This is a genomic window from Streptomyces sp. NPDC038280 (assembly GCF_055600045.1).
Genome location: NZ_JBVJYZ010000025.1, coordinates 1 through 19788, shown reverse-complemented (window position 1 = coordinate 19788; position 19788 = coordinate 1). Strand labels below are relative to the sequence as shown.

Below are 19788 nucleotides of genomic sequence, written 5' to 3'. Positions count from 1 at the left end.
TTGGCCCAAGATCAGCCCGGTTTGGTCGAGGGTGCCTGTCGGGGCTGGGAGGCCTGGTGCGGTGATGAAATGCAGATGCGGACGCTTCGGGGCGGCAGGATCTCGCCATGTCGACCGATGTGAGTGGGATGATCGAGATTCGAACAATGGGGCGGCGCGCCGAAAGGGTTTGTCATGAGGTGGGATGTCGACGATGATCACCTCATGACGACCAGAAAGGGCCATGCCGTCTAGGCGCCCTGCTCCGCTCTCCACCGCTCGCGCGCCGCCGACCGCCGCTCACCGCAGCGCCGATCGCCGTGACCGCCCACCCAGGAGAGCCTGCCCGTGCAGAAGACTGCCCTCATTCCCTACGCCCGCCTCCCCCGAGCGCACCATGACCGCCACGTCCTGACCAGTACCGTCGATGTCTTCGGCGCCGCCCACTGGCTGCTTGCCGAACGGGCTCCGCAGCCCGGCGGCGATGTCCGGCCCTTCGACGCGCTGGTCGTTTCCGTCGATGCGGGCGGCAGCGTCGAACTCACCGAGCTGAGCGCCGTGCGGGCTCGCTGGCCGCACCTGGACCGCCTGCCCGAGGGTGGGTTCGTCGTCGCCGCGTCGCGCGCCCGCCGGTACGAGGACGCGAACCAGGTCCAGGTCTTCGACGCGTTCGGCCGCGAGACCTCGTCCTTCTCCGTCGGGGACGCCATCGAGCACCTGCTCGTGGACGAGTCCGGCCATATCTGGGTCGGGCACTTCGACGAGAACCCGGCCGGGATCCGCCGCTGGAGCGCCACGGGCCGGCTCGCCTGGACGTCGGACGGCGCCCGCATCCCCGGTCTCTTCGACTGCTACGCCCTGAACGTGTCGGGCACTGCCGCTTGGGCGTGCCCATACACGGACTTCCCGCTCGTCGAGATACGCCCCGACCGCACCGACCGGCCCGTGAGGGTGTGGGCGAACCGCGTACGGGGCGCCCATGCGGTGGCCGTCCACGGCGAGCGGGTCGCCTTCTACGGCGGCTACGGCGAGGAGCGGGACCGACTCGCCCACGGAGAGATCACCGAAACGTCCGTCGAGCCGACGGACGTCGGCCTGCTCACCCTGCCCGATGGCCCTGCCCCCGGCCGCCGGCGGGTCGTCGGCCGGGGAAGCAAAATCTACGTCCAGGCCGAGCCGTTCACCGCGTGGGGCGTGTTCGACCTCAGCAGCTGATACCCAGCACTGGAAAGAGGGAAGGGGCGAGGCGCGGCACTGTGCTTCGGATTGGTAGTGGACTTCGGCGACCATGCGGGGGCCGCTCGGGCAGCCTCATGCGTTGAGCCGTGGCCGTACACGCTCCGCGCCGGCGCCTTTCGGATCCCTCTGCACCGGCCCATGCTGTCGACTGCCGGGCCATCCATGCAGGTCGCAGTTCTGCCAGTGGCTGTGGGCTTTGGAGTCGCGGCCGATGGAAGTCTGCCGCGGTTCGACCTCACCGAGGCAGAACTGGAGGAGCTCGGGCGTGGCCTTTACGGACTGCTCGCACGGTTCGAGGGTTACCGCACCGCGATGGTCGGCTGGGACCCAGAGTGCTTCCTCGATGTCCACGACCTGGCTGCGGACTGGGCGGAGGAACTCTCTCACGGCACCTTGCCCGGCCTGGTCCTCGCCGAGCATCTCCGTACCCAGGCTTCCCCTCGGGCCAGCCTGGGTTCCGTTCAGCCCGGGCTACGTATGGCTTCCTTACACGCAGCAGTGATCCCCGCCGCCGACACCGACGGCCGCACTGTGCGCTTCAGTTGGCGATCAGTGTCAACTGAAGTGCTCCTTACCTTGTTGGCGGGTTGATCCCGGTCCTTCCTACGATCGGGAGACCCGGGTGCCTGGGTGTGGCTGAAAGCGCTCATACCGTACGTGTGGCTTTGACTGATAAACCCCCGTACCTGGCCTACTGGCATCCCAGGCTCGCCACGCCGCTGACTGTCGTCGGCACCCTCGCCGGGCCGCTCCTTGCGGTGGTGGCCGTCATCGCCGCCGTCGCCGCGCTATGAACGCGGTGGCCGTGGGTATGCCCCCGCAGCCGGGCTTGCCCGCCGGCCCGGCGTGCCCACGGGGAACACCACCAAGGGGGTTGCACCCAGGGTTGTCTGCACCGTTGTCTGCACAGGTGCACCCAGGGTTACACCGGAGGTACTACCGGAGGTGTGAACCCCCCTTTCGTGATCACGGGCGTTTGCGCTGGTCAGGCCCTGCGGGCAAGCCGTTTTCCGACGCCGACACCTCTTATGTACGCGATAGCCGTACGAAGAGGTGGGTGTCTGGTGGCCGGGCGGGGCGGCGGGTTTGCTGATGGAGTCGTGAATCTCCTGCGACCGTGTCTGTGCTGCGCGTTAAGAACGCGAATCCACGCTTCGCCGCCTGCTTAAACGCGCCGCCGCCCCTGCCGACTACCTGGATGCCCCGGAGGCCGAGCGAGCAGTTGCCGCCGCAGCCCTGGTGGCCGCACAGCACCCTGATGGCAAGGCCGCGTGCTCGAACTACGGCCCATCGGAGCCGTTGCCGGAGTTGCCCGCAGACCTTCGAACGCTCGCCGTCGACGCCTTGGACCAAGTGGTCGCTGAGCTGTCTGAACTCGCCGAGCTGTGGGGCGAGGCCGCAGATGGGCCGAAATGGCGCCAAGGCATCACCCGCCTTCGCGATGTCCTCGACCTTCCGATTCCGCCACAAGAGGAAGCGGATGGCGAGGGTGACACCGCTGTTGATGTGACAGCGGCGGCCGATGGCGACGCCGGGTCCGATGCTGATGTTGTTGCCGGTATGGGTGTCGTCGCCGATGAGGGCTCCGAATTGGGTGGTTCCGCAGCGGTAGCGGCCGAGGCCGGTGCGGATGATGACCTCACGGTCGGGCTTGCGCATGTCGGTGGTCATGTTGATGGCGGCCATGGTGACGCTCGCCGAGAGGGGGGCTCGGGCCCCGATGATCGTCCGGTTCACGCCGATCCGGTGTCCCAGGACGGCGTCCTGTCCCACGAATGCTGCGGTGACCTCGCCGTTGAACCCGACTTGGGCGCCGGCGCACAGGACGCTGCCCTTGCGGAGGGTGGTGAACTCGTGGACCTTGACGCCCGAACCGATGATCACGTCTTCCCCGATGATTGCCGTGGGGTGGATGTAGGCGCTCGGGTGGATGCGCTGGTCTTGCCCGAGCGTGGTCAGAGCCTCGCGCTCAAGGCCCCGCCACTGGGCCAGGAAGTCGGCCAGACCGAACTTCTCCAGGCCTGCGTACGCGGTTGTGGCAATGGCTCCAGAGCAGGGGCGGTGACGTAGTCGCCGAGGGTGATCCGGTCCATGTGCATGGGCCTTTCGGATGGGCGCGGCAGCAGGCTTCGGCCGGGTACGCTCGCCGTTCACTTGATGCCGGCGTGAAGGAAGTGGTGATGGATGTGACCCGGCCGCGTGTGGGTGTTGCCGTGCTGACCATGGGCGACCGGATGCCCGAGCTGCTGGCTCTGCTGGAGTCGGTGGCCAAGCAGGATGAGCCCGCCGTCCGGGTTGTCGTCGTCGGCAACGGGACGACTCTTGCGGGGTTGCCGGACGGCGTGACCGCGGTGGAACTGGAGGAGAACCTCGGGGTGTCAGGGGGCCGCAACGTCGCCTGGCGCAAGCTGCGCGAGTTCGGTGACGTGGACGTGCTTGTGGACTTGGACGACGACGGGCTGCTGATCGAGACGGACGTGTTCCGGCGGATCGCAGACCAGTACGAGGTGAGCCCGAGGCTTGGCATCGTAAGTTTCCGGATCGCGGACGAGACCGGTGAAACTCAGCGGCGTCACGTGCCCCGCCTGCGGGCCAAGGATCCGCTGCGGCGGGGCCTGGTGACGACGTTCCTGGGCGGTGGTCACGCGCTGTCGATGCCGATGCTGGAGCAGACCGGTGGCTGGCCGGACTCGTTCTTCTTCACGCACGAGGAGACTGATCTTGCCTGGCGGGCGATCGACCGGGGCTGGGACGTTCTCTACGAGCCGCAGCTCGTTCTCCAGCACCCGAAGACCTCGCCGGCCCGACACGCCGTCTATTACCGGATGACGGCCCGCAACCGGGTGTGGCTTGCCAAGCGGCATCTGCCCGCCCTTCTCGTGCCGGTCTATCTGGGGGTGTGGGTGGTGCTGACCGTGACCCGCACGAGGTCCCCCATGGGGCTGCGGGCCTGGTTCGGTGGCTTCGCCGAGGGCATCCGGACCAGCGGGGGCCATCGGCGTCCCATCAGGTGGCGGACTGTGTGGAAGATGTCCAAGCTGGGCAGGCCACCGGTCATCTAGGCCGCCGTGGTCTCTCTCAGCCAGCCCGGGGTGGCAGCCGGAGTGTTCCTCAGCCACTTGACGTAGCGGGCGATCCCTTGGGCGACGGTGACCTTGGGCTTCCACCCCAACGTTTTCCATCCGGCGGGTGGCCGCGTATCCGCCGAGAGGGTCACCGACCGGCAGCGGGGTGTCCAGGAAGGCCGTCTTCGGGTAGTGCGTGCGGACCAGGTCCGCGATCTCCCGCACGCTGGTGGGGACACCGGTCCCGATGTTCACGGTCTCGGTGTGGGGCCGCGGGCTGACCTGCTGTGGAATGACGTAAAGAACTTCTTCGACCAAGATTCGATGGGCTCGCTGCCGGACGTGAGTGTCGCTGATACCTCCGTCGATGACTGGCAGGCGGTGTTCGACTTGGTGCGCTCACGGGGTTGGGCTTGTGAGTACTCCGAGGACGGTGCCGTGCTCCGGCTGCCACGAGCCGGGGTCATGTTGGCTCGCGGCGGCGAGGCCAGTGTGATGTTGAGGGTCTGGCCGGCGCCGGGAGTGGAGGCGATCTTTCGTCCCTATGCGGCCGAGTCGATCGACTTCGATGTCGACCTTCGGGAGCTCCAGGGGCAGGTGCAGCTGAACGTACTGTGCGGCTTCCTGCGCGCGATCGGACGTCGATTGAGCAAGCCTGTGTTGTTCGCGCCGGAGATGGATTCCGGTCACCCGGTGCTCGGCTTCGATGTCGACGCGGACCGTGTGGTGCTTCTGGCTGACCCGCACTTCACCAGGTCGTAGCATTCCTCGTGGCGCTGACCCTGGCGCCGGCCCGCAGGCTGGCGGAGACGGGGATTGCGTAGGCTGCAGCGGTGATCGTCCGATGCATCAAAATCATCCGGCCCGGGACCTCGATGGTCGTCAGCGAGCATCCGGGCGTGCGGATCGGTGAGGAGTATCCGGTCCTCGAAGTGTTCGCCGCCCGGTCGCGGACCCTGTTTCGGCTTCCTGACCGCAGCGCGCGGCCAGACGAGATCGACTCGCCCGGCCTGTGGGACGCCGACATGTTCGAGATCGCGTCCGATCGGATGCCGACCTGTTGGGTCACTGGGCTGGAGGATGGTCGGCTGACTCTTGCGCCCCGGGAGTGGCAGCGACCGGGCTTCTGGGAGGACTACTTCGATCACGAGCCGGACGCGGTTGCCGAATACGACCGGCTGAAGGCCCGGATCATCGCGGAGGCATGATCGCCTAGCCAAGGGCAGCGACCCCGTCCTCTCCTCGGTCGGTTTGGGCTCGCAGGCGTTCGGCCTGCCGTTTCTTGTCGGCAATGTGTCGCAGGCTCTCCTGCAGGCCGGCGACCTCGCCGAGCCACTGCATCCGCTGGGCCTCCCCGAGGCGCTGGCGGGTGTTGGTTTCGATCTCCAGCAGCCGGGGCTCTTGGGCCAGATCGAGGCGGAGCATGGGGCATCTGACGCAAGCGTTTTCATGCTGGCAAGGTGTGCCATAGGGCCGGTCGCAGGTGCCGAGCGCGACCTTGCGCAGGCTGAAGTGGTCACGGAAGTCCTGCCACTCGGTGTCGCTGGGCTCGCGATATTCTTCGCTGGGACGGTGGGTCCGGCGCTGGTCGACGAACTGCCGGTAGTGGCGGATGACCTCCTCGGGATAGACCGCGACGTAAGCCTGAGTCGTGTTGAGATCGAGATGTCCGAGCAGCTTCGCGGCGGTGTGGATCGGCAGGCCGCCGTTGACCGTCTCCGTCGAAAAGACCCTGCGGAAATCGTGCGGCGTGAACCTCATCGGTGTCCCGTCGACATCGACGATGCCGGCCCGCAGCGCCTGGTCGGTGAGGAGCTCACGGATCCGGTTGGGGGAGATGACCTGCAGCCGATGCTGGGAGGGGCCCTGGAACAGGTGGGGCATTGGCGGGCCGAAGGTCCGCTCGTAGCCGTCGTACCGGGTCAGCAGCGGCACCCGCTCGCCGGTGCCCTTGATGCGGCGAATGATCCGGGCGAGGACCGCGACCAGGTCCGGATCGGCGGGGATGACGCGCTCGCGGTCGGTCTTGGACGGGCTGATCTGCAGCAGCGGCACCGTCTCACCGGTCGGCGCCTGGTACTGACGCAGGCTCAGGTGGGTGAGCTCCAAGAGCTCCTCGATCCTGGCCCCTGTGCGTCGCAGGACCTCGATGCTCGCCCAGGTCCAGAACGCGTTGTTCTCCTCGCATTCAGCATCGAACCGGGGACCCGGCTTGTCGACGGGGGCGAGGAACAACGCGGTGGGGCGCCAGTTGCTGCCGTTGCGGCCGGAGCGCCGATACTGCGACCCCTCGACGGTGAACTCTTCTCCCGGTGTCGTGGAGCGGGCCGCCTGCAGCAGGAGCGTGGCGTGCTGCAGGCGGGCCTCGGCAGCGCGGACGAGTTGCGGTAGGACGGGGACCAGGGTGCGGGTGCGCTGCTGCATCCGCGCCTGCCGGTGCCGGGTCTCCTTGATGTAACCGCGGATGTCGGCCTCGCTGATCGGGCAGGGTGCCGCCCAGGCCGCCCAACGGGCCGGGTCCTCCATCGACCACTGCGAGAGGTCCAGGTAGAAGGAGCGGACCGCCAGGAACACGGCGTGGACGGTGCGGCGCGGTCGCCCGTCGGGCAGGACTCGAACCCGTTGCTTCCAGGCCTGGGCCACCTCGTCGGGCAGATTGAGCGAGGAGATCGCGGGGTGGTGGCGTTGCAGGTCGCCCCAGAACAGGTCGGCCAGCATCTGGGCATGGTTGACCAGGGAGCCGTAGTCCAGGACAGCGGCACGCTCGGCGATGTAGTGAACGAGCACGTCGCGGACCGCGCGATTGCTGATCGGGTGGCGGTCGATCAGCTCGGCGGGGGTGAGCTGGCCGCGGGCTTGGGCCTCGCGCAGGGTCGCCGGCGAGTCCTTGAGACCACCGACGGCGTGCAGGATGTCGTAGGCCAGGGGCAGCGCGGTCACCGTGCGTCCATTGTCCCGACGAGCCCGGGCGTAGTCGGAGAGGTCTTCCAGGTCGAAGGCCAGCAGGTCCTTGCCGGTGACGATGCTCATGCGGGTGAGCACGTTCAGGGCCTCGGTCGTGTGCTCGTCGCAGCGCTGTCCGCCGATGAGCTGCCCCTGTTCGGCGAACAGCGCCGGCTGGTTGCGGCGGCGGTAGGCGTCGTATACGCCCAGGAGGCGGCTGCCGAAGAGCCAGCCGTAGGAAGGCCGGATCGCCTGCAGGACGATCAGCGTGCCGAGACCGGCGGTGAACCGCGACCGGGTGCTCGCGCTGAGCCCTTGCGGTCCCCAGCCAGAACCCAGGTCGTCGGAACCGCTCAGCAGCCAGCGGTCCTGCCAGGTGTCGGCGGGGAATCCCTCCAGCCAGTCGAAGATGCGCGTCAGTGAGAGCTGCTGGCGCCACAGGTTGCGGACGGTCGGCTCGCTCAGCAAGGTCGCGGCCAGGCGGGCGAGTTCGTCACGAGACGCCGTCGCCTGCTCGATGCTGCCGGTCGTGCTCCTCGGTGCGGGGAGCACCGTGGTGAGGAGGTCGGGGTCGCGGGGGCTGACTGGGGTGCGGGCGACGCGTCCGTGTCGGGGCATCAGCGGTTCCCGAACACGTCGGCAAGGTCGTCCGGGTCATAGGTCCAGCCGGTCAGCGGCTTCGGCGGCGGTTTGGGACGCGTGTAGTGCTCGTGGACCTTGGCGATGACCTCGTCGATCCTGGGCCGCAGGTAGGTGCTGGTCGTGGTGATGCGCCGGTGCCGCATCACCTGCTGGGCATCGACCAGGGTGATGGCCGGGTCCTCGATCAGACGCAGACACAGGGTGTGCCGCAGGTCGTGCAGCGTGATGTTCGCCCCGATCCGGGCGTTGATCCGGTTCAGCACCGCCCGCAGGGCGGTGTAGGTCAGTGGGCGGGTCGGTCCGCGCAGCGTCCACCCCACCGGCTCGTCCGAGGCGGGGCGGTGGCCGTCCTGGGCCAGTTCGCCGAGGTAGAGCGTCAGCCAGGCGAAGGCTTCCGGAGAGGCCGGACAGGGTTCCTTCGCCCCACCCAGGCCCTTGGTCTGCACGTAGATCCGGCCCTCGCCCGGGTGGAGGTCGCCGATCGTCATGCCCAGCATCTCGGCGGCCCGCGCGCCGCTGGACAAGAACATGGAGAACAGCGCCCGGTTGCGGTGGCATCCCAGCGAGGTGAACAGGTCCTCGACGACATCGTCGGGGACCGCGCGGGGCTTGCGGTCGGCCTGCTTCTGGCGGTAGGCGCCCCGGCGGTGCAGCCGGAACGGCTCCAGCGGGTTGTGATGCGCCTCCAGTCGGCGCCCGTCACGGGACTGCGGAGGTACCGGGGAGACCAGCGGCCCCTGCCCGGTCTGCAGATGGTGGTCGTAGAACGCCGCCAGCACCGACACCGTGTGGTTGATGGTCGCCGGGGCATAGCCCGACCTCAGGTACGGCTTGCCGGTCCGCGCGTTCAGAGACCCCGGCGTGGGTGCATCCGGCCGGCGGCGGTCCCGGGCCGGGTTGTGGCAGGTGCGGAGCCACAGGACGAAGTCGCGGATGTCCACGCGCTTCGCACGGCTCCATTCGACGTCCACTGCGGCGAGGAAGCGGAACCAGCGCAGCAGGTCATAGGCGTAGGAGCGGCAGGAGGCCGGGGTGTTGCCGCACGCCAGCAGCTCCCGCAGGAACTCGCTGGCCGAAGTGATCGGACGCCCCGCGCCGTCGAGAACTACCCAGGGCAGGGTGGTGGCCGTGGTCGCCGCCACCCTGCCGACCCGGGCCACCACCAGACGTGACACGTCGCGTTCGGGTAACACCACACCGTGGTCCATCGCGTCTCCGTCTCATCGGGTACCTCTCGAACGGAGACTCCTCGCCCTCAGCAAGCCGACACGTAGGACACGCCGATAGTGCGGTCAACGGGTCGGTGGACGGCCTTGCCCGAGTACGACAGCCGGAAGGAGAACAGATAGCAGGTCACCAACTCGCCGGCCAGGCGCACCGTCACGTCACCGAAGTCGACCTCCGCTTCGTGACCGGGCAGGTGGGTCTGCGGGACGAATGCCTCCAGCGGCGCCTTGCCTGACTCGACCAGGATCACAGGCTTCCGGCCGGCGACGTAGTAGCGCACCACCCCGTAGGAGACGTCCGCCCCGTGCTCCTCGACCAGCCGGTGGAAGATCCGGGTGACCGTGTGCCGCTGCTTGCGCGGCGCGTCCAGATCCGCCCGCAGAATCTCGTCGATCACCGAAGGTGCCCAGCGGCTGCTTGACGCCATCGTCAACGAGCAGCAGCGACGGACCGTGCTCGACCCGAAGCAGCAGCACGCCGAACATCTCGCCCGTGGCCACCTTCAGGCCCTCGCCGCCACCCAGACGAATCCGCCAGCCGCACGCAGAGATGGCCCGCGCCTCGGCGGACCGCAGCAGGCGGGCCCCAGCCTGGGCCTGTGATCCTGCGCCGCCAAGACATGACGGGTTGCCCCGTTCAACCGGTCCAGGTTCCGCACGTGCGCGGGACCGACGTCGTCATCCTCGGAGGCGATCCGTTCCCGCCCGGCCCCATCAGCAGGTAGAGCAGCGTCACCACCAACACGGCGACGAGCACGGCGACTCCGATAGTCGGGTGCGTGTACGCGATGTACGCGGCGAAGGCACCGGCGAGCAGCAGGACGAGGACGCGCAGATCGAGGGCGCCGTTCACCGGGTCAACGCCGAGCTGACCGGGGGGACGATGATGGTGCCGGCCGCGGCGAGGCCCTTCGCGCGGCGTCGGATTCGGCTCAGGCGCCGCTCGACCGACTTCCGCGTGGTCCCCAGCTGCTGGGCGATCTCCTCCTGGGTGGCCCCGGTGGTGAGCATCGCCTCGCAGACCGCGCGCTCCTCCGTCGAGGCCTCCGCCAGGATGATGGCCAATGTCTCCCGAGCACGGTCTGGTTCTCCGCGCTGGGCACGGGGACCACCTCCCAGTAGTCCCATTCCTCGTCGTACACCGGCATGCGGTCGAGCCTGAGGATCTCGCGCATACGCCGTCGGTAACTGGTCGCCCACCGGGCGGTAGGCGTCCCGGAAGAAGTGCAGGGCCATGTGCAGGAAGAAGCCATTCAGGCTCCGGCCGCCCTTCGGATCCCACTCCTGCAGGCAGTCGGACAGGAAGAAGGGGACGGCACGGCCCAGGCAGTCGATAGCGATGTCCTGCCGGCCAGTCGTAGCTGCGCTGCAGCTCCTCGACCTCCGTGTACGGGACCTCGAAGTCGGAGCGCCCGTCGCGTGGACGGGCACTCCCTGCGCATAGGGCTCGCCTCCGGCGGCCGCAAGAAGGGCAAGGACGGCATCGCCATCGCCGATCAGGGCGGCTGGGCCGTCACTCCCGCTCCATGCTCGGCTACATGCAGATCGAAGCCGGCTGGGACGAACAACGCCTCCCCAGCCTCAGGTGAAGCGATACAAGGTGGGCGGAAGATCCCCGGCTGGCGTCCGCCGACCCGACGCAGAGACGTTCGGGCAAACCCCTACAAACCCCGCCCATTGAAGACTAGTCCGAGTAGGGCCATCTCTCAGTCGTCGTCCATCGCGAATGTTCTGCGGGTCTAAATCTGCTTCCAGGTGCCCCTCATGTCGAAAGTGACAATGTCGGAGGGGAACTGAATATCCCACTCCTGCACTGCGACTCCTTCGAACAAAAGCTGCAGTCGCTGAATCGGAGAAATGGCAGGAGGCTCCGTAATTGTCCTGAGTCGAGCGAGGTCGCTCATAGCGGCGATATAAACCTCGACAGCCCTGAGTCTATGCGGATTTTTGATGAGTTGATCATTTTCACCTGTCGTGCCAAAGCTCAATGGGTCGGGACACCTGAACCTAAAGCCCTGAAGGCCGTTCAACCCGTAGAGTAGAAATTCGAACTCGACATGCGATTGACGAATATGCAAAGAGGTTGGGTACAGCCCTTCCCTGGCCACTCCATCGTGGTAAAGGGGATCGTTCATAACAGTCTCCCGGATAGTGAAACTGCCTACCGCCCGACCACCCCAGGCGCCACAGTCGTTCCTCGAATGCGCTGAAGCATCATGCCAGGCCCTGGTGCCACTCCTAGATCGCCCGAACTCCTGACCAGTTCCCGATGCAGTTGAAATGGGAGAAGGTAAAGAGGTTAGCGCCTGCGGTTGATCGGCCGATTCGCCGGGTCCCGTGCCCCTTGGTATGACTCCTTTGTTGCTGTTCAGGCGCGCCCGAGCGTCCAAGTAGTGTGGTAATAGTTGCCCCCTCTCGTTACCTTGAAGCCGGGTGACGCGCTCTCCGACGCGGAAAACTCGCCGTCGCTGTGATTGACGCGCCAGTTCAGAGTGAACTCGCCTAGACGTTGGTTATCGAGATCATATATGTGATACGTCGCAAAGCCGACGATCTTGGAAAAGTCTATGTAGGCGTCGAAGATGGTGTTATCGTCGGAAGCTTCCCACTCGCCTCGGTCGCCGATCATTAGAGGGAGGGGCTACTACCCATGAACCGTCCTGCAGTTCCGCTGCCCCTTTGTGTAGATTCAGGGCTCCGGCCTGATTCATAAGTGTGACATGAAGATTTCCCATCTGGTCCTCCCGTGGAGGAGTGGTTGCTATGTGCGGACGCCTTGTCAACGTGCCCAGCATCTCTAGTGATTGACGGGGCAACAACTCTACTCGCCGCAGTGAGCCGACCGCTCTCCAAAACCATTCTGCGCCCGCTTATAGGGCAGCAGCAACCGCTGCCTGGCGCAGTCGCGGGGAGCATGTTCCGTGCCCTCCGAGCTAGTTGATTGGTCATCGATTGAATTTAGAACTTGAGGCCCAGAAGCGTCCTGAGTGTCTAAGATTCGGACGTTGAGCGCATCATCAGCGCAGCAAGGGCCACCGCCGACGGCGTCCAGATCACGATCTCCGTACGCTTGCGGGCATAACCGGGTCGCTCAGCAACCTTGAACCCCCGGTCTGGGACCGCTCGGCATCCCGCCATTGGCCGCCAACGACTCGCACAGGACGACCGCCCACGACGCGCTGCTGTGCCACGCCCGACCACGGCAACCTCCACGGGGCGTACGACTTTTGCCACTCGGCCAAGAAGAAGGGCGTGACGCCGATGATCCGCATCGAGGCGTACGTCGTCCCGGAGTCCCGGCGCAACAAGCGGAAGATCCAGTGCGGCCAGCCGCACCAGAAGCGGGACGACGTCTCCGGTTCGGGTGGCTACACCACAAGACGACTTGGGCGGCGACAGCGACCGGACTGCACAACCGTTTCCGGCTCTCCTCCGACGCGTATGCCGAGGGCTGGCTCCAGAAGTGGCCTCGGATGGATAAGGAGACCCTCTCCCAGTGGTCAGAGGGGCCGAGGCGGTCACCTCACAGGTGCACTCCCGGACGAGACGCCTGCGGCGCGGTCGGTTGGGCGACCTGCGGGGTGTGCGGCGGTGTCGCGGCCGCTTGACCGGTCCACCCCCGGTGTTCGGCGAGCATCCTGTGCGCGGCGGCATCGAGAGCTGCGCGGGGAACGACTGTGCCCATGAGCTGCGCGGCCGATAGCAATGTCATGGCGGCTTTCTGTTCGGTGTTCAGCACGGCGTTGTACGCCCCCGCCAAGGACTCCAGCTGCCGAGGGTGGACCGGATAGAAGCGCAGCCGCTGATCAAGGTCCTTCGGCCGACGCTCGATCTCGTCGGTCACCAGACCTGCGTTGATCCGTTGAATGGCCACCGGCGCGGCCACTGCCAACTGCCACCCTGTGGCGGGGAGTCGATATAGCGCAGCTGCCAGCGGCCCTTCGCCGCCGGCGTCCGCCACGATCGCGGCCCCAGCCCGTGCGTCGCCCGGCTTGTTTCCCTCCGCCGGGTCCCACTGCGATCCGAAGAGCAGCTGCCCGACCCGGACCGCCGACGTGTGCGCGATGACGGTCGCCGGATGGGGGACGACCTGCGGCAGCTGGACGACCTCGCCACGGCGCACAATCTCGAGCCGGGCGGCGGGAGCTTGGGGTGGGCGCGCGGGTCGGCGGCGTCGACGATCCTGTGCCAGGCGGCTGATGCCTCTCTCCATGCCTGCGCCGACTCGCGCAGTCTTCCGGCCGACTCCCGCAGCACGGCCGCCAGGCCGTCGTCGGAGTGCTGCTCGGCGACTCGCAGGAGCACGCGGCCGGACAGCAGCCGGCTCATCGCCGTCCACTGGGACAGTTGCTGAAGGTCCGACCCGCTCAGCGCGTGGTCGGAGGTGCCGCCCAGGGCTTCAAAGGCCGCACGGGACAGCCGCTCGGAGTCCTCCGACAGGCGCGCGGTGACAAACTCGGTCGGGTCGTCCGCCGTGGTCTGCACCGGTTCGACCGGCAACGCCAGCGGGAATGCGGACATCGCGAGATTCGCGGCCGACGCGTCAAGGCGCCCCAGAGCCGAGGCCCGGTCCAGAGAGCTGCGTGTGTCGTCGAACGCGGCCAATACCCCAGGATCCTCGGCACCCTGCGACAGCCGGAGAGCCACCCGGCCCGCCTGCCATGCAAGACCTGCCGTCCGCGCGGCCAGGTAGTCCAGGGCCGGCCCCCGAACCCACCCCCCGCTCCGATCAACTCGCCGACCTCGAGAGCCCTGCTGTGGGACGACGAGCGGACGAAGGCCTCCACACGGCCCGGCCCGACCGGCGCTTCCCGGTGCCGACGACGAGGACCTCCTGGACCGGCACGAAGCCGCAGCCGAGCTCGGCGTGGGGCCGGCCGGCTGGACCAAGTACAGGAGCAACCCCAGGCTGACCGAACACGCCGTCCTGGTCCCCGAACAGGACGGTACGGAGCTCTGGCCGCAGCCGCGCGGATCGCGAGACCAAGACTGCCCGGCCGGCAAAGGCACCGTCAGCCCGCCCGCCACCGCCTCTTGGCCGCCGTCGCCCGAGCTCTGCCGCCCCGGCAGCTGCTCCGCTCCCCCTTGCCTCGCGGCAGCTGCCAGGCATCGGTGGGCCGGGGAATACTGCTGTCCGGGGTCGGGGGCAACGACGGTCCGCGGACCGTCGCCTGCCATGCCGGCGCCTCTCTTCCGAACTGGCTTGTCGGCTTGACCCGAGAGGGACACGACCAGGGCGTCGCCCTCGTCCCCAGGCGCGGTGTAGCACCAGACTGAGGCCCGGAAGCCACGGTGGTGCGTCGGGGGAACGCGTGCGTGCCCCGCCTCCCGCCCCGTGGCGGAATCCCCTGTCGGACCTCAGTAGCCGATCGTGAAACGGCGCTGGACGAAGCGCGGCAGCTCCGCCTCGTCGATCAAGGCAACAGCGGCGTCCTCCGCCGAAATGCGGCTGAGACCGTTGGCGTCCAGGACCGGCTGGTCACCGCCGATCCGGAACCGACCGGTGCGCTCCCCGGGGGCGATGTCCTCGGCCGGGCTGAAGTAGGTCCACAGTCGGTTGGAGGTGCGCAGAACGTTCAGGGCCTCTCGGTGGCCGCGCACTGCGGCCGCGTACTCGCGAGGCAGCCCGAGCTGGTCGAGGGTGGCGTGCAGAAGCCCGTCGGAGTCGGCGCGTACCACTCCGGGTTCGACTTCCAGGCTGCCCGCGCCGCCGATCACAATGAGCCGGGTTCTGGGGTGGCTCTCCAGCGCCTTCAGCAGGGCGCGTGCCGCGGTGGCGTAGACCGTGGGATCGGCGATCGAACGCCGCACGGTGTCCGCCATGTCCCTGGCGGCGTTGCCAGGCTGGAACCCGCTGATCAGCACGTCGAGACCCGGGAGCGCGGCGGCGATGCTCGCCGGATCCAGGACATCCACGTTTGCCCAGCTGACGTTGTCCCGGCGCTCGTTGCTCTTGACCTGCGAGGTATCGCGGCTGAACGCATCGACGAGATGCCCTCGACCGATGGCCTCGGCGACGACCCGGCTGCCGATCATTCCTGCGGCTCCAATGACTCCGATGCGCATGGTTCTCCCTCTGTCGAAAGCGGCCCAAGTCAACGGCCGTGCGGAAACTATACGCCGTGAAGTTTCAATACGGCTAACAGCTTAAGTGACGCTGTAGAGTGGCCTCGTGACAGGGACTGCGAGCAGGGGAAGGCGCGAGCGGCTGCGCGCCGAGACAACGGCGGAAATCAAGAACGTGGCACTGAACTTGATGGCCTCGGGCGGACCCGACGCCATCACGCTCCGTGCCATCGCCCGCGAGATGGGTATGACCGCCAACGCCATCTACGGGTACTTCGCCACCCGCGACGACCTGGTCACCACGCTCATCGACGACGTGTACACCGCCCTGGCCGATGCCGTGGACACGGCTTGGGGTGCTGCCGCAACCGCGGATCCCGCCACCCGGATCCAGGCATGGGCCGGCGCCTTCCGGGACTGGGCCCTGGTCAATCCCCAGGGTTTCCGGCTTATCTACGGTGACCCCGTCCCTGGCTATCGCGCACCTGAGCCGGGCGCCGCCCCGGATGCCGCCCGCCGGGTCTGCACAGGGCTCACCGCACTCGCGGCAGTCGCCTGGCCATACGCCGAACGGTTCTATGAAGGCAGCGAGTTCGAGTGGGCCGACTTCGACGCCGGGCTTCTCGACAAGGTTCGCCCGGCGTTCCCGGAACTGCCGCCGGCAGGCGTCGCCCTCGCGTTGCGCATCTGGGGACACCTGCACGGCCTGGTGTCGCTGGAGGTCTACGGCCACATGCGCAACCAGACCATCAGCCCGGAGAAGCTCTTCCACGAGGAACTGACCCAGCTCGTACGGGCCCTGGGCATCCCACACCAGGCCTGATCGACTGCCGACCCGCAGTGCCGAAGCCAGGCGCCGCCGGCCGTGCAGGGCACGGCGACCTGGGCACGTTCGCCTGTACGTACTCCGTCGAAGGACCGCATCGGAGCAGCCCTCGGATCGCCGGGAGGCACAGCTCGCAGGCCGCAGTAGCGATGGTCATCGATCGCCTGCCGCCACGCTGCTGCCCGGCCTTCATCGGCAATGCGGGAGAACTGGCCGCTTACGAGAAGGCACGAGACAGCAGGTAGGGCTGGCCCACCGGCTTGGCGGAAGCAGAAAGCGGGGTCGTGAACGGCTTTGAAGACGGGGCCCAGTTGGCGGATGAGCACTGTACTTGGCGGAGCTGAGCGTTCCGGTGGCGGGCCGGGTGGCTGTCCGCCTTCTCGCCGGGACCAGCACGCCGGCCCCGGCGAACAGGGCCAGGGAGGGATTCCAGAATCAATCGGCTTCCCTTTCCACCGGCAGCCACAGCTCGGCATCCGCGTGGCTGCCGGCCGCCGACATGCGCGTACGAAGGATCTCCGGCCCGGGGCGGCTCCGGTACGGGTTCGACGGGAACCACTCGGTGAACGCATCCCGCCACAGCGCCTGGATTGCCTCCGGCGCCGGCCCCGAGGTGGTGAAGACCGCCCATGTCCCGGCCGGTACGGGCAGCGTGGCCATGCCCTCCGGCGCGGACGCCGAGGTGACGACCCCGTGGTAGTAGTCGAGGTCGGTGCCATCCGCCCTGCTGGGATCGAGGTCGTCGCAGACCGCGAGGGTGCCGTGTGGCTCCTGGTCGGACAGCTTCTCCAGCACCTCCCTTGCCTGGTCGCCGATCCCGCGGACAAAATCGATGATCGCCTGGTTCGGCCCCGAGTGCACGAGTGGCACCCGGGCCTTGGCCCCGACGACGGTGAACTCCGGCTTGCGCACGATGCGGTAGCGCATGCTGCTGCACCCGTCGACGATGAGGCGGAAGGTCATCCGGGGCTGGGAGCTGAGCGCCGCGCCGGTGCGCCGCGCCTCGCCGGGCCCGACGCCGTGCACCGCGCGGAACGCCCGCGCGAATGCCTAGCCCGAGCCGTATCCATACCGCACTGCGATCTCCAGCAGCGTCCGCTCACCGGCCAGTACCTCCGCGCCCGCGACGCTCAGCCGCCGGCGCCTGATGTACTCCGACAGCGGCATCCCCGCGAGCGCCGAGAACATCCGCCGCAGGTGGTACTCCGAGGTGGCCGCGACCCGCGCCAGCTCGCCCACGTCGACGGAGCTGTCGAGCTGCCGCTCGATGTGCTCCATGGCCTGATTGAGCCGCTCCAGCACGCTCGCCTCCAAGATCCCGACCATCCATTCAACCAGGCGCGGCCCTGCACGCCGCACCCCAGAAAAGCGGTGCGGCAAGTGTCGGGTGACCGGGACGGGCGGCGCCGCACGATGGAGGCATGGACGACACGACATTGGTATCCCGCTTCCTCCGCGACGGCTTCGCCAAGCTGGAGGGCGCCGTCGCGCCACGCGTGGCCGAGAGTTGCGCGCGGCTGCTGTGGCGGGAGACGGGCTGCGACCCGGACGACCCGGAGACGTGGACGCAGCCCGTGCACTGGGTCGGCGGTATGGCACAGGGCCCGTTCGCCGCCGCGCCCAACTCCCCGGCTCTGCGCCGGGCGTACGACCTGCTGGTCGGCGCCGGGCGCTGGGAGCCACGCTACTCGCTGGGCACCTTCCCGCTGCGCTTCCCGCACGAGGAGGAGCCGGACGACGCGGGCTGGCACATCGAGGGCAGCTATGCGGTGGAGGGCGAGACCTGGCCCTTCACCAATCTCCGCTCACGCGGCCGGGCCCTGCTGATGCTATTTCTGTTCAGCGAGGTGGGGGAGGAGGACGCCCCGACCCGGATCCGGGTCGGCTCCCACCTCGACGTGCCGAAGGTGCTGGAGCCGTACGGGGAGGAGGGCGCGAGCGGCCTGGCCATCGCGCCAGACCTCGTAGCTGCATCCGCCCACCGGCCGCTCGCCCTCGCCACCGGTTCCCCGGGTGACGTGTTTCTGTGCCATCCGTTCCTGGTGCACGCGGCACAGCCGCACCACGGGGTGCGGCCGCGCTTCATGGCTCAGCCGCCGCTGATGCCGGCCGCGCCGTACGAACTGGAGCGGGCCGACGGCGCGTACTCACCCGTGGAGATCGCGATCCGCCGGGGCCTGGGACAGGCCACCTCCGGTCCCGACGGAGGGGACGCCGGACCCGCCGACCAGAATGCTCGGCTCCGCCAAGTAGAGCGCTCATCCGCGGACTAGGGCCTGTCCGACGGGTCGTGTGACGGGCGAGTAGTCGGATCGTTCCGGTCGGTATGGGACGGGGTGATCTTTCTGACGCACAGTGGGCCCGGCTAGAGCCGCATCTTCCGACGAACGCGAGACGAGGTGGGCGGTGGAAGTGCCATCGCAAGGTGATCAACGGCATTCTCTTCCGTCAGCGCACAGGCCTCCCTTGGCGGGATCTGCCGACGCGCTTCGGGAAGTAGAAGACCTGTCACGACCGGCATCGACGCTGGTCGGCGGATGGCACCTGGGAGAGAGTCCTGCGCGCCGTACAGGCCGACGCAGACGCGGAGGGCCGCGTCGACTGGAGCATGGTCGGTATTGACTCGACTACCTGCCGGGCCCATCAGCATGCCGCCGGGGCTCGAAGGCGTCCGCCCCGGAGTCCGAAGAAACGTATCCGGTCAGCTCAGCGCGACCCCGACGAGGCCCTTGGCCGCTCCAGGGGCGGCCTGACCACGAAGATTCATCTGGCCGCAGACGGCGGCTGCCGGCCCCTGGCAGTGCTGGTCACGCCCGGGCAGTGGGGCGATGCACCTCAGATGATTCCGGTCCTGGAGCGCGTTCACGTGCCACGGCCGGGCGGCGGTCACCCGCGCACCCGGCCTGATCACGTCAGCGGCGACAAGGCGTACTCATCCTGTCGTAACCGCCGCTACCTACGCAGGCGCCAGATCAAGCACACCATCCCCGAACCGAAGAATCAGCGGGCTATCCGGCAGCGCCGCGGTAGCCGAGGCGGTCGACCCACCGGCTTCGACAGGTCGCTCTACAAGCGCAGGAACGAAGTCGAGCGAACCATGAATGCCCTCAAGGCGTCGCGGGCTGTGGCGACCAGGTACGACAAGAGAGCGTATATCTTCCACGGCACCGTCACCCTCGCTGCGATCCGGCTCTGGCTGCATTCCTGAGTACCGGGCACCCTCACTCGCCGGGATGGCTGTGACGCCCGAGCAGGCCGAGTGCCGTCAGCACAGTGACGCAGAGCGTCATCCAGCCGATGAACGCGCCGCCGCCGTACAGCACCGCACCAGCTATGGGCGCCCCAGCCTCATGCGAAAGTACCCCCGCCACCACCGCTACCAGCAGCGACGATACGCAGGACAGAAGTGCGAGAAGTACCTGAACGGTAAAGGTCAGCCTCACCAGTTCAATCCCTTTCACGAAGGTGATCGACCAGTCGGCGGGCAGCCTCAGCTCGACCACCGCTAGCGGATGGCCTGCTGAGGCTCTGCGACGATTAGAGACTCATCGTGCTCATTGCCTGTCGAGATTGAAGCACTGTCCCCCATCGGACACGTCGCCAGTGCTTGTGACTCTCGAATGAGCAACCCGGAGCCTAGTCGCAGGCGTTGAAGATCTCCAGTAATCAAGCCTGGAAGGTGGGCGGTCCCACACCCACCGGACACGCCCTAGCTGTATTGATCACGAGCGTTGTTGACAGTCGCGGGTCTTGATCATGGCGAAGACCTCCGGTGTGGTGGAGCTGTCTAGGAACACACCAC

Annotated in this window: 18 protein-coding genes and 5 pseudogenes; 11 read left to right on the top strand and 12 right to left on the bottom strand. The window is 67.8% G+C overall.

Annotated features, from left to right (window positions below; translation table 11 throughout):
• The first annotated feature begins 327 nt into the window (after positions 1-327).
• From ACZ7J0_RS31715 to ACZ7J0_RS31700, 4 genes and pseudogenes are all read left to right on the top strand, one after another.
• Complete coding sequence (locus ACZ7J0_RS31715; protein WP_470893188.1) at positions 328-1194, top strand: hypothetical protein; 867 nt, start codon at positions 328-330, stop codon at positions 1192-1194.
• Between the two features lie 162 nt (positions 1195-1356).
• A complete protein-coding gene (locus ACZ7J0_RS31710; protein ID WP_470893186.1) occupies positions 1357-1809 on the top strand; it encodes a hypothetical protein in 453 nt (150 codons plus the stop codon).
• 74 nt (positions 1810-1883) lie between these two features.
• Positions 1884-2012 (top strand): hypothetical protein, encoded by a 129-nt coding sequence (locus tag ACZ7J0_RS31705; protein WP_470893184.1) that lies wholly within the window; start codon positions 1884-1886, stop codon positions 2010-2012.
• 367 nt (positions 2013-2379) lie between these two features.
• Positions 2380-2580 (top strand): annotated as a pseudogene (locus ACZ7J0_RS31700) (DUF4259 domain-containing protein); the annotation flags it as partial.
• A gap of 168 nt (positions 2581-2748) precedes the next feature.
• Here ACZ7J0_RS31700 and ACZ7J0_RS31695 read toward each other — a convergent pair.
• Positions 2749-3102: pseudogene (locus ACZ7J0_RS31695) on the bottom strand (LbetaH domain-containing protein); the annotation flags it as partial.
• A 296-nt stretch (positions 3103-3398) separates the two neighbouring features.
• Between ACZ7J0_RS31695 and ACZ7J0_RS31690 the strand changes: the two are divergent.
• From ACZ7J0_RS31690 to ACZ7J0_RS31680, 3 genes are all read left to right on the top strand, one after another.
• On the top strand, positions 3399-4280 hold the full coding sequence (locus tag ACZ7J0_RS31690) for a glycosyltransferase family 2 protein (RefSeq protein WP_470893183.1): 882 nt from the start codon (positions 3399-3401) through the stop codon (positions 4278-4280).
• A 327-nt stretch (positions 4281-4607) separates the two neighbouring features.
• Positions 4608-5045, top strand: coding sequence for a hypothetical protein (locus ACZ7J0_RS31685; protein ID WP_470893323.1), 438 nt, complete (start codon positions 4608-4610; stop codon positions 5043-5045).
• Positions 5046-5116: 71 nt separating this feature from the next.
• The gene (locus ACZ7J0_RS31680; RefSeq protein ID WP_470893181.1) at positions 5117-5491 is read left to right on the top strand and encodes a hypothetical protein; all 375 of its coding nucleotides are present in this window, start codon (positions 5117-5119) and stop codon (positions 5489-5491) included.
• A gap of 4 nt (positions 5492-5495) precedes the next feature.
• On the opposite strand, the gene ACZ7J0_RS31675 is transcribed toward ACZ7J0_RS31680, so the two are convergent.
• The 7 genes from ACZ7J0_RS31675 to ACZ7J0_RS31645 form a co-directional block, all read right to left on the bottom strand.
• The gene (locus ACZ7J0_RS31675) at positions 5496-7844 is read right to left on the bottom strand and encodes a tyrosine-type recombinase/integrase (RefSeq protein ID WP_470893179.1); all 2349 of its coding nucleotides are present in this window, start codon (positions 7842-7844) and stop codon (positions 5496-5498) included.
• Positions 7844-9076: a tyrosine-type recombinase/integrase gene (locus ACZ7J0_RS31670; protein WP_470893177.1), complete on the bottom strand. Its 1233-nt coding sequence runs from the start codon at positions 9074-9076 to the stop codon at positions 7844-7846. The genes ACZ7J0_RS31675 and ACZ7J0_RS31670 overlap by 1 nt, the downstream gene beginning before the upstream one ends.
• A 47-nt stretch (positions 9077-9123) precedes the next feature.
• Complete coding sequence (locus ACZ7J0_RS31665) at positions 9124-9492, bottom strand: hypothetical protein (protein WP_470893175.1); 369 nt, start codon at positions 9490-9492, stop codon at positions 9124-9126.
• Positions 9493-9731: 239 nt separating this feature from the next.
• Positions 9732-9947 (bottom strand): hypothetical protein, encoded by a 216-nt coding sequence (locus ACZ7J0_RS31660; RefSeq protein ID WP_470893173.1) that lies wholly within the window; start codon positions 9945-9947, stop codon positions 9732-9734.
• On the bottom strand, positions 9944-10159 hold the full coding sequence (locus tag ACZ7J0_RS31655) for a helix-turn-helix domain-containing protein (protein WP_470893171.1): 216 nt from the start codon (positions 10157-10159) through the stop codon (positions 9944-9946). Before ACZ7J0_RS31655 ends, ACZ7J0_RS31660 begins: the two co-directional genes overlap by 4 nt.
• A 674-nt stretch (positions 10160-10833) precedes the next feature.
• A complete protein-coding gene (locus tag ACZ7J0_RS31650; protein ID WP_470893169.1) occupies positions 10834-11229 on the bottom strand; it encodes a hypothetical protein in 396 nt (131 codons plus the stop codon).
• Between the two features lie 233 nt (positions 11230-11462).
• The gene (locus tag ACZ7J0_RS31645) at positions 11463-11723 is read right to left on the bottom strand and encodes a hypothetical protein (RefSeq protein ID WP_470893167.1); all 261 of its coding nucleotides are present in this window, start codon (positions 11721-11723) and stop codon (positions 11463-11465) included.
• Positions 11724-12280: 557 nt separating this feature from the next.
• Here ACZ7J0_RS31645 and ACZ7J0_RS31640 point away from each other — a divergent pair.
• Positions 12281-12603, top strand: a pseudogene (locus ACZ7J0_RS31640) (PHP domain-containing protein); the annotation flags it as partial.
• Positions 12604-12617: 14 nt separating this feature from the next.
• Here ACZ7J0_RS31640 and ACZ7J0_RS31635 read toward each other — a convergent pair.
• Together ACZ7J0_RS31635 and ACZ7J0_RS31630 are read right to left on the bottom strand one after the other, a co-directional pair.
• On the bottom strand, positions 12618-13217 hold the full coding sequence (locus ACZ7J0_RS31635) for a hypothetical protein (RefSeq protein WP_470893165.1): 600 nt from the start codon (positions 13215-13217) through the stop codon (positions 12618-12620).
• A gap of 1235 nt (positions 13218-14452) precedes the next feature.
• A complete protein-coding gene (locus tag ACZ7J0_RS31630) occupies positions 14453-15160 on the bottom strand; it encodes an NAD(P)-dependent oxidoreductase (protein ID WP_470893163.1) in 708 nt (235 codons plus the stop codon).
• A gap of 106 nt (positions 15161-15266) precedes the next feature.
• Here ACZ7J0_RS31630 and ACZ7J0_RS31625 point away from each other — a divergent pair, with 106 nt between their 5' ends.
• Complete coding sequence (locus ACZ7J0_RS31625) at positions 15267-15983, top strand: TetR/AcrR family transcriptional regulator (protein ID WP_470893161.1); 717 nt, start codon at positions 15267-15269, stop codon at positions 15981-15983.
• Positions 15984-16421: 438 nt separating this feature from the next.
• On the opposite strand, the pseudogene ACZ7J0_RS31620 reads toward ACZ7J0_RS31625, so the two are convergent.
• Positions 16422-17288, bottom strand: a pseudogene (locus ACZ7J0_RS31620) (AraC family transcriptional regulator).
• Positions 17289-17407: 119 nt separating this feature from the next.
• On the opposite strand from ACZ7J0_RS31620, the gene ACZ7J0_RS31615 reads away from it, so the two are divergent.
• A complete protein-coding gene (locus tag ACZ7J0_RS31615) occupies positions 17408-18259 on the top strand; it encodes a phytanoyl-CoA dioxygenase family protein (protein ID WP_470893159.1) in 852 nt (283 codons plus the stop codon).
• Positions 18260-18312: 53 nt separating this feature from the next.
• Positions 18313-19194, top strand: a pseudogene (locus ACZ7J0_RS31610) (IS5 family transposase).
• A gap of 13 nt (positions 19195-19207) precedes the next feature.
• On the opposite strand, the gene ACZ7J0_RS31605 reads toward ACZ7J0_RS31610, so the two are convergent.
• Positions 19208-19489, bottom strand: coding sequence for a hypothetical protein (locus tag ACZ7J0_RS31605; RefSeq protein ID WP_470893157.1), 282 nt, complete (start codon positions 19487-19489; stop codon positions 19208-19210).
• Positions 19490-19788: the final 299 nt, after the last annotated feature.

Coding starts and splice junctions, on each gene's coding strand:
- ACZ7J0_RS31650 (WP_470893169.1), bottom strand. CDS start 11,229: ATGAACGATCCCCTTTACCACGATGGAGTGGCCAGGGAAGGGCTGTAC.
- ACZ7J0_RS31690 (WP_470893183.1), top strand. CDS start 3,399: ATGGATGTGACCCGGCCGCGTGTGGGTGTTGCCGTGCTGACCATGGGC.
- ACZ7J0_RS31685 (WP_470893323.1), top strand. CDS start 4,608: ATGGGCTCGCTGCCGGACGTGAGTGTCGCTGATACCTCCGTCGATGAC.
- ACZ7J0_RS31675 (WP_470893179.1), bottom strand. CDS start 7,844: ATGCCCCGACACGGACGCGTCGCCCGCACCCCAGTCAGCCCCCGCGAC.
- ACZ7J0_RS31710 (WP_470893186.1), top strand. CDS start 1,357: ATGCTGTCGACTGCCGGGCCATCCATGCAGGTCGCAGTTCTGCCAGTG.
- ACZ7J0_RS31615 (WP_470893159.1), top strand. CDS start 17,408: ATGGACGACACGACATTGGTATCCCGCTTCCTCCGCGACGGCTTCGCC.
- ACZ7J0_RS31645 (WP_470893167.1), bottom strand. CDS start 11,723: ATGATCGGCGACCGAGGCGAGTGGGAAGCTTCCGACGATAACACCATC.
- ACZ7J0_RS31630 (WP_470893163.1), bottom strand. CDS start 15,160: ATGCGCATCGGAGTCATTGGAGCCGCAGGAATGATCGGCAGCCGGGTC.
- ACZ7J0_RS31670 (WP_470893177.1), bottom strand. CDS start 9,076: ATGGACCACGGTGTGGTGTTACCCGAACGCGACGTGTCACGTCTGGTG.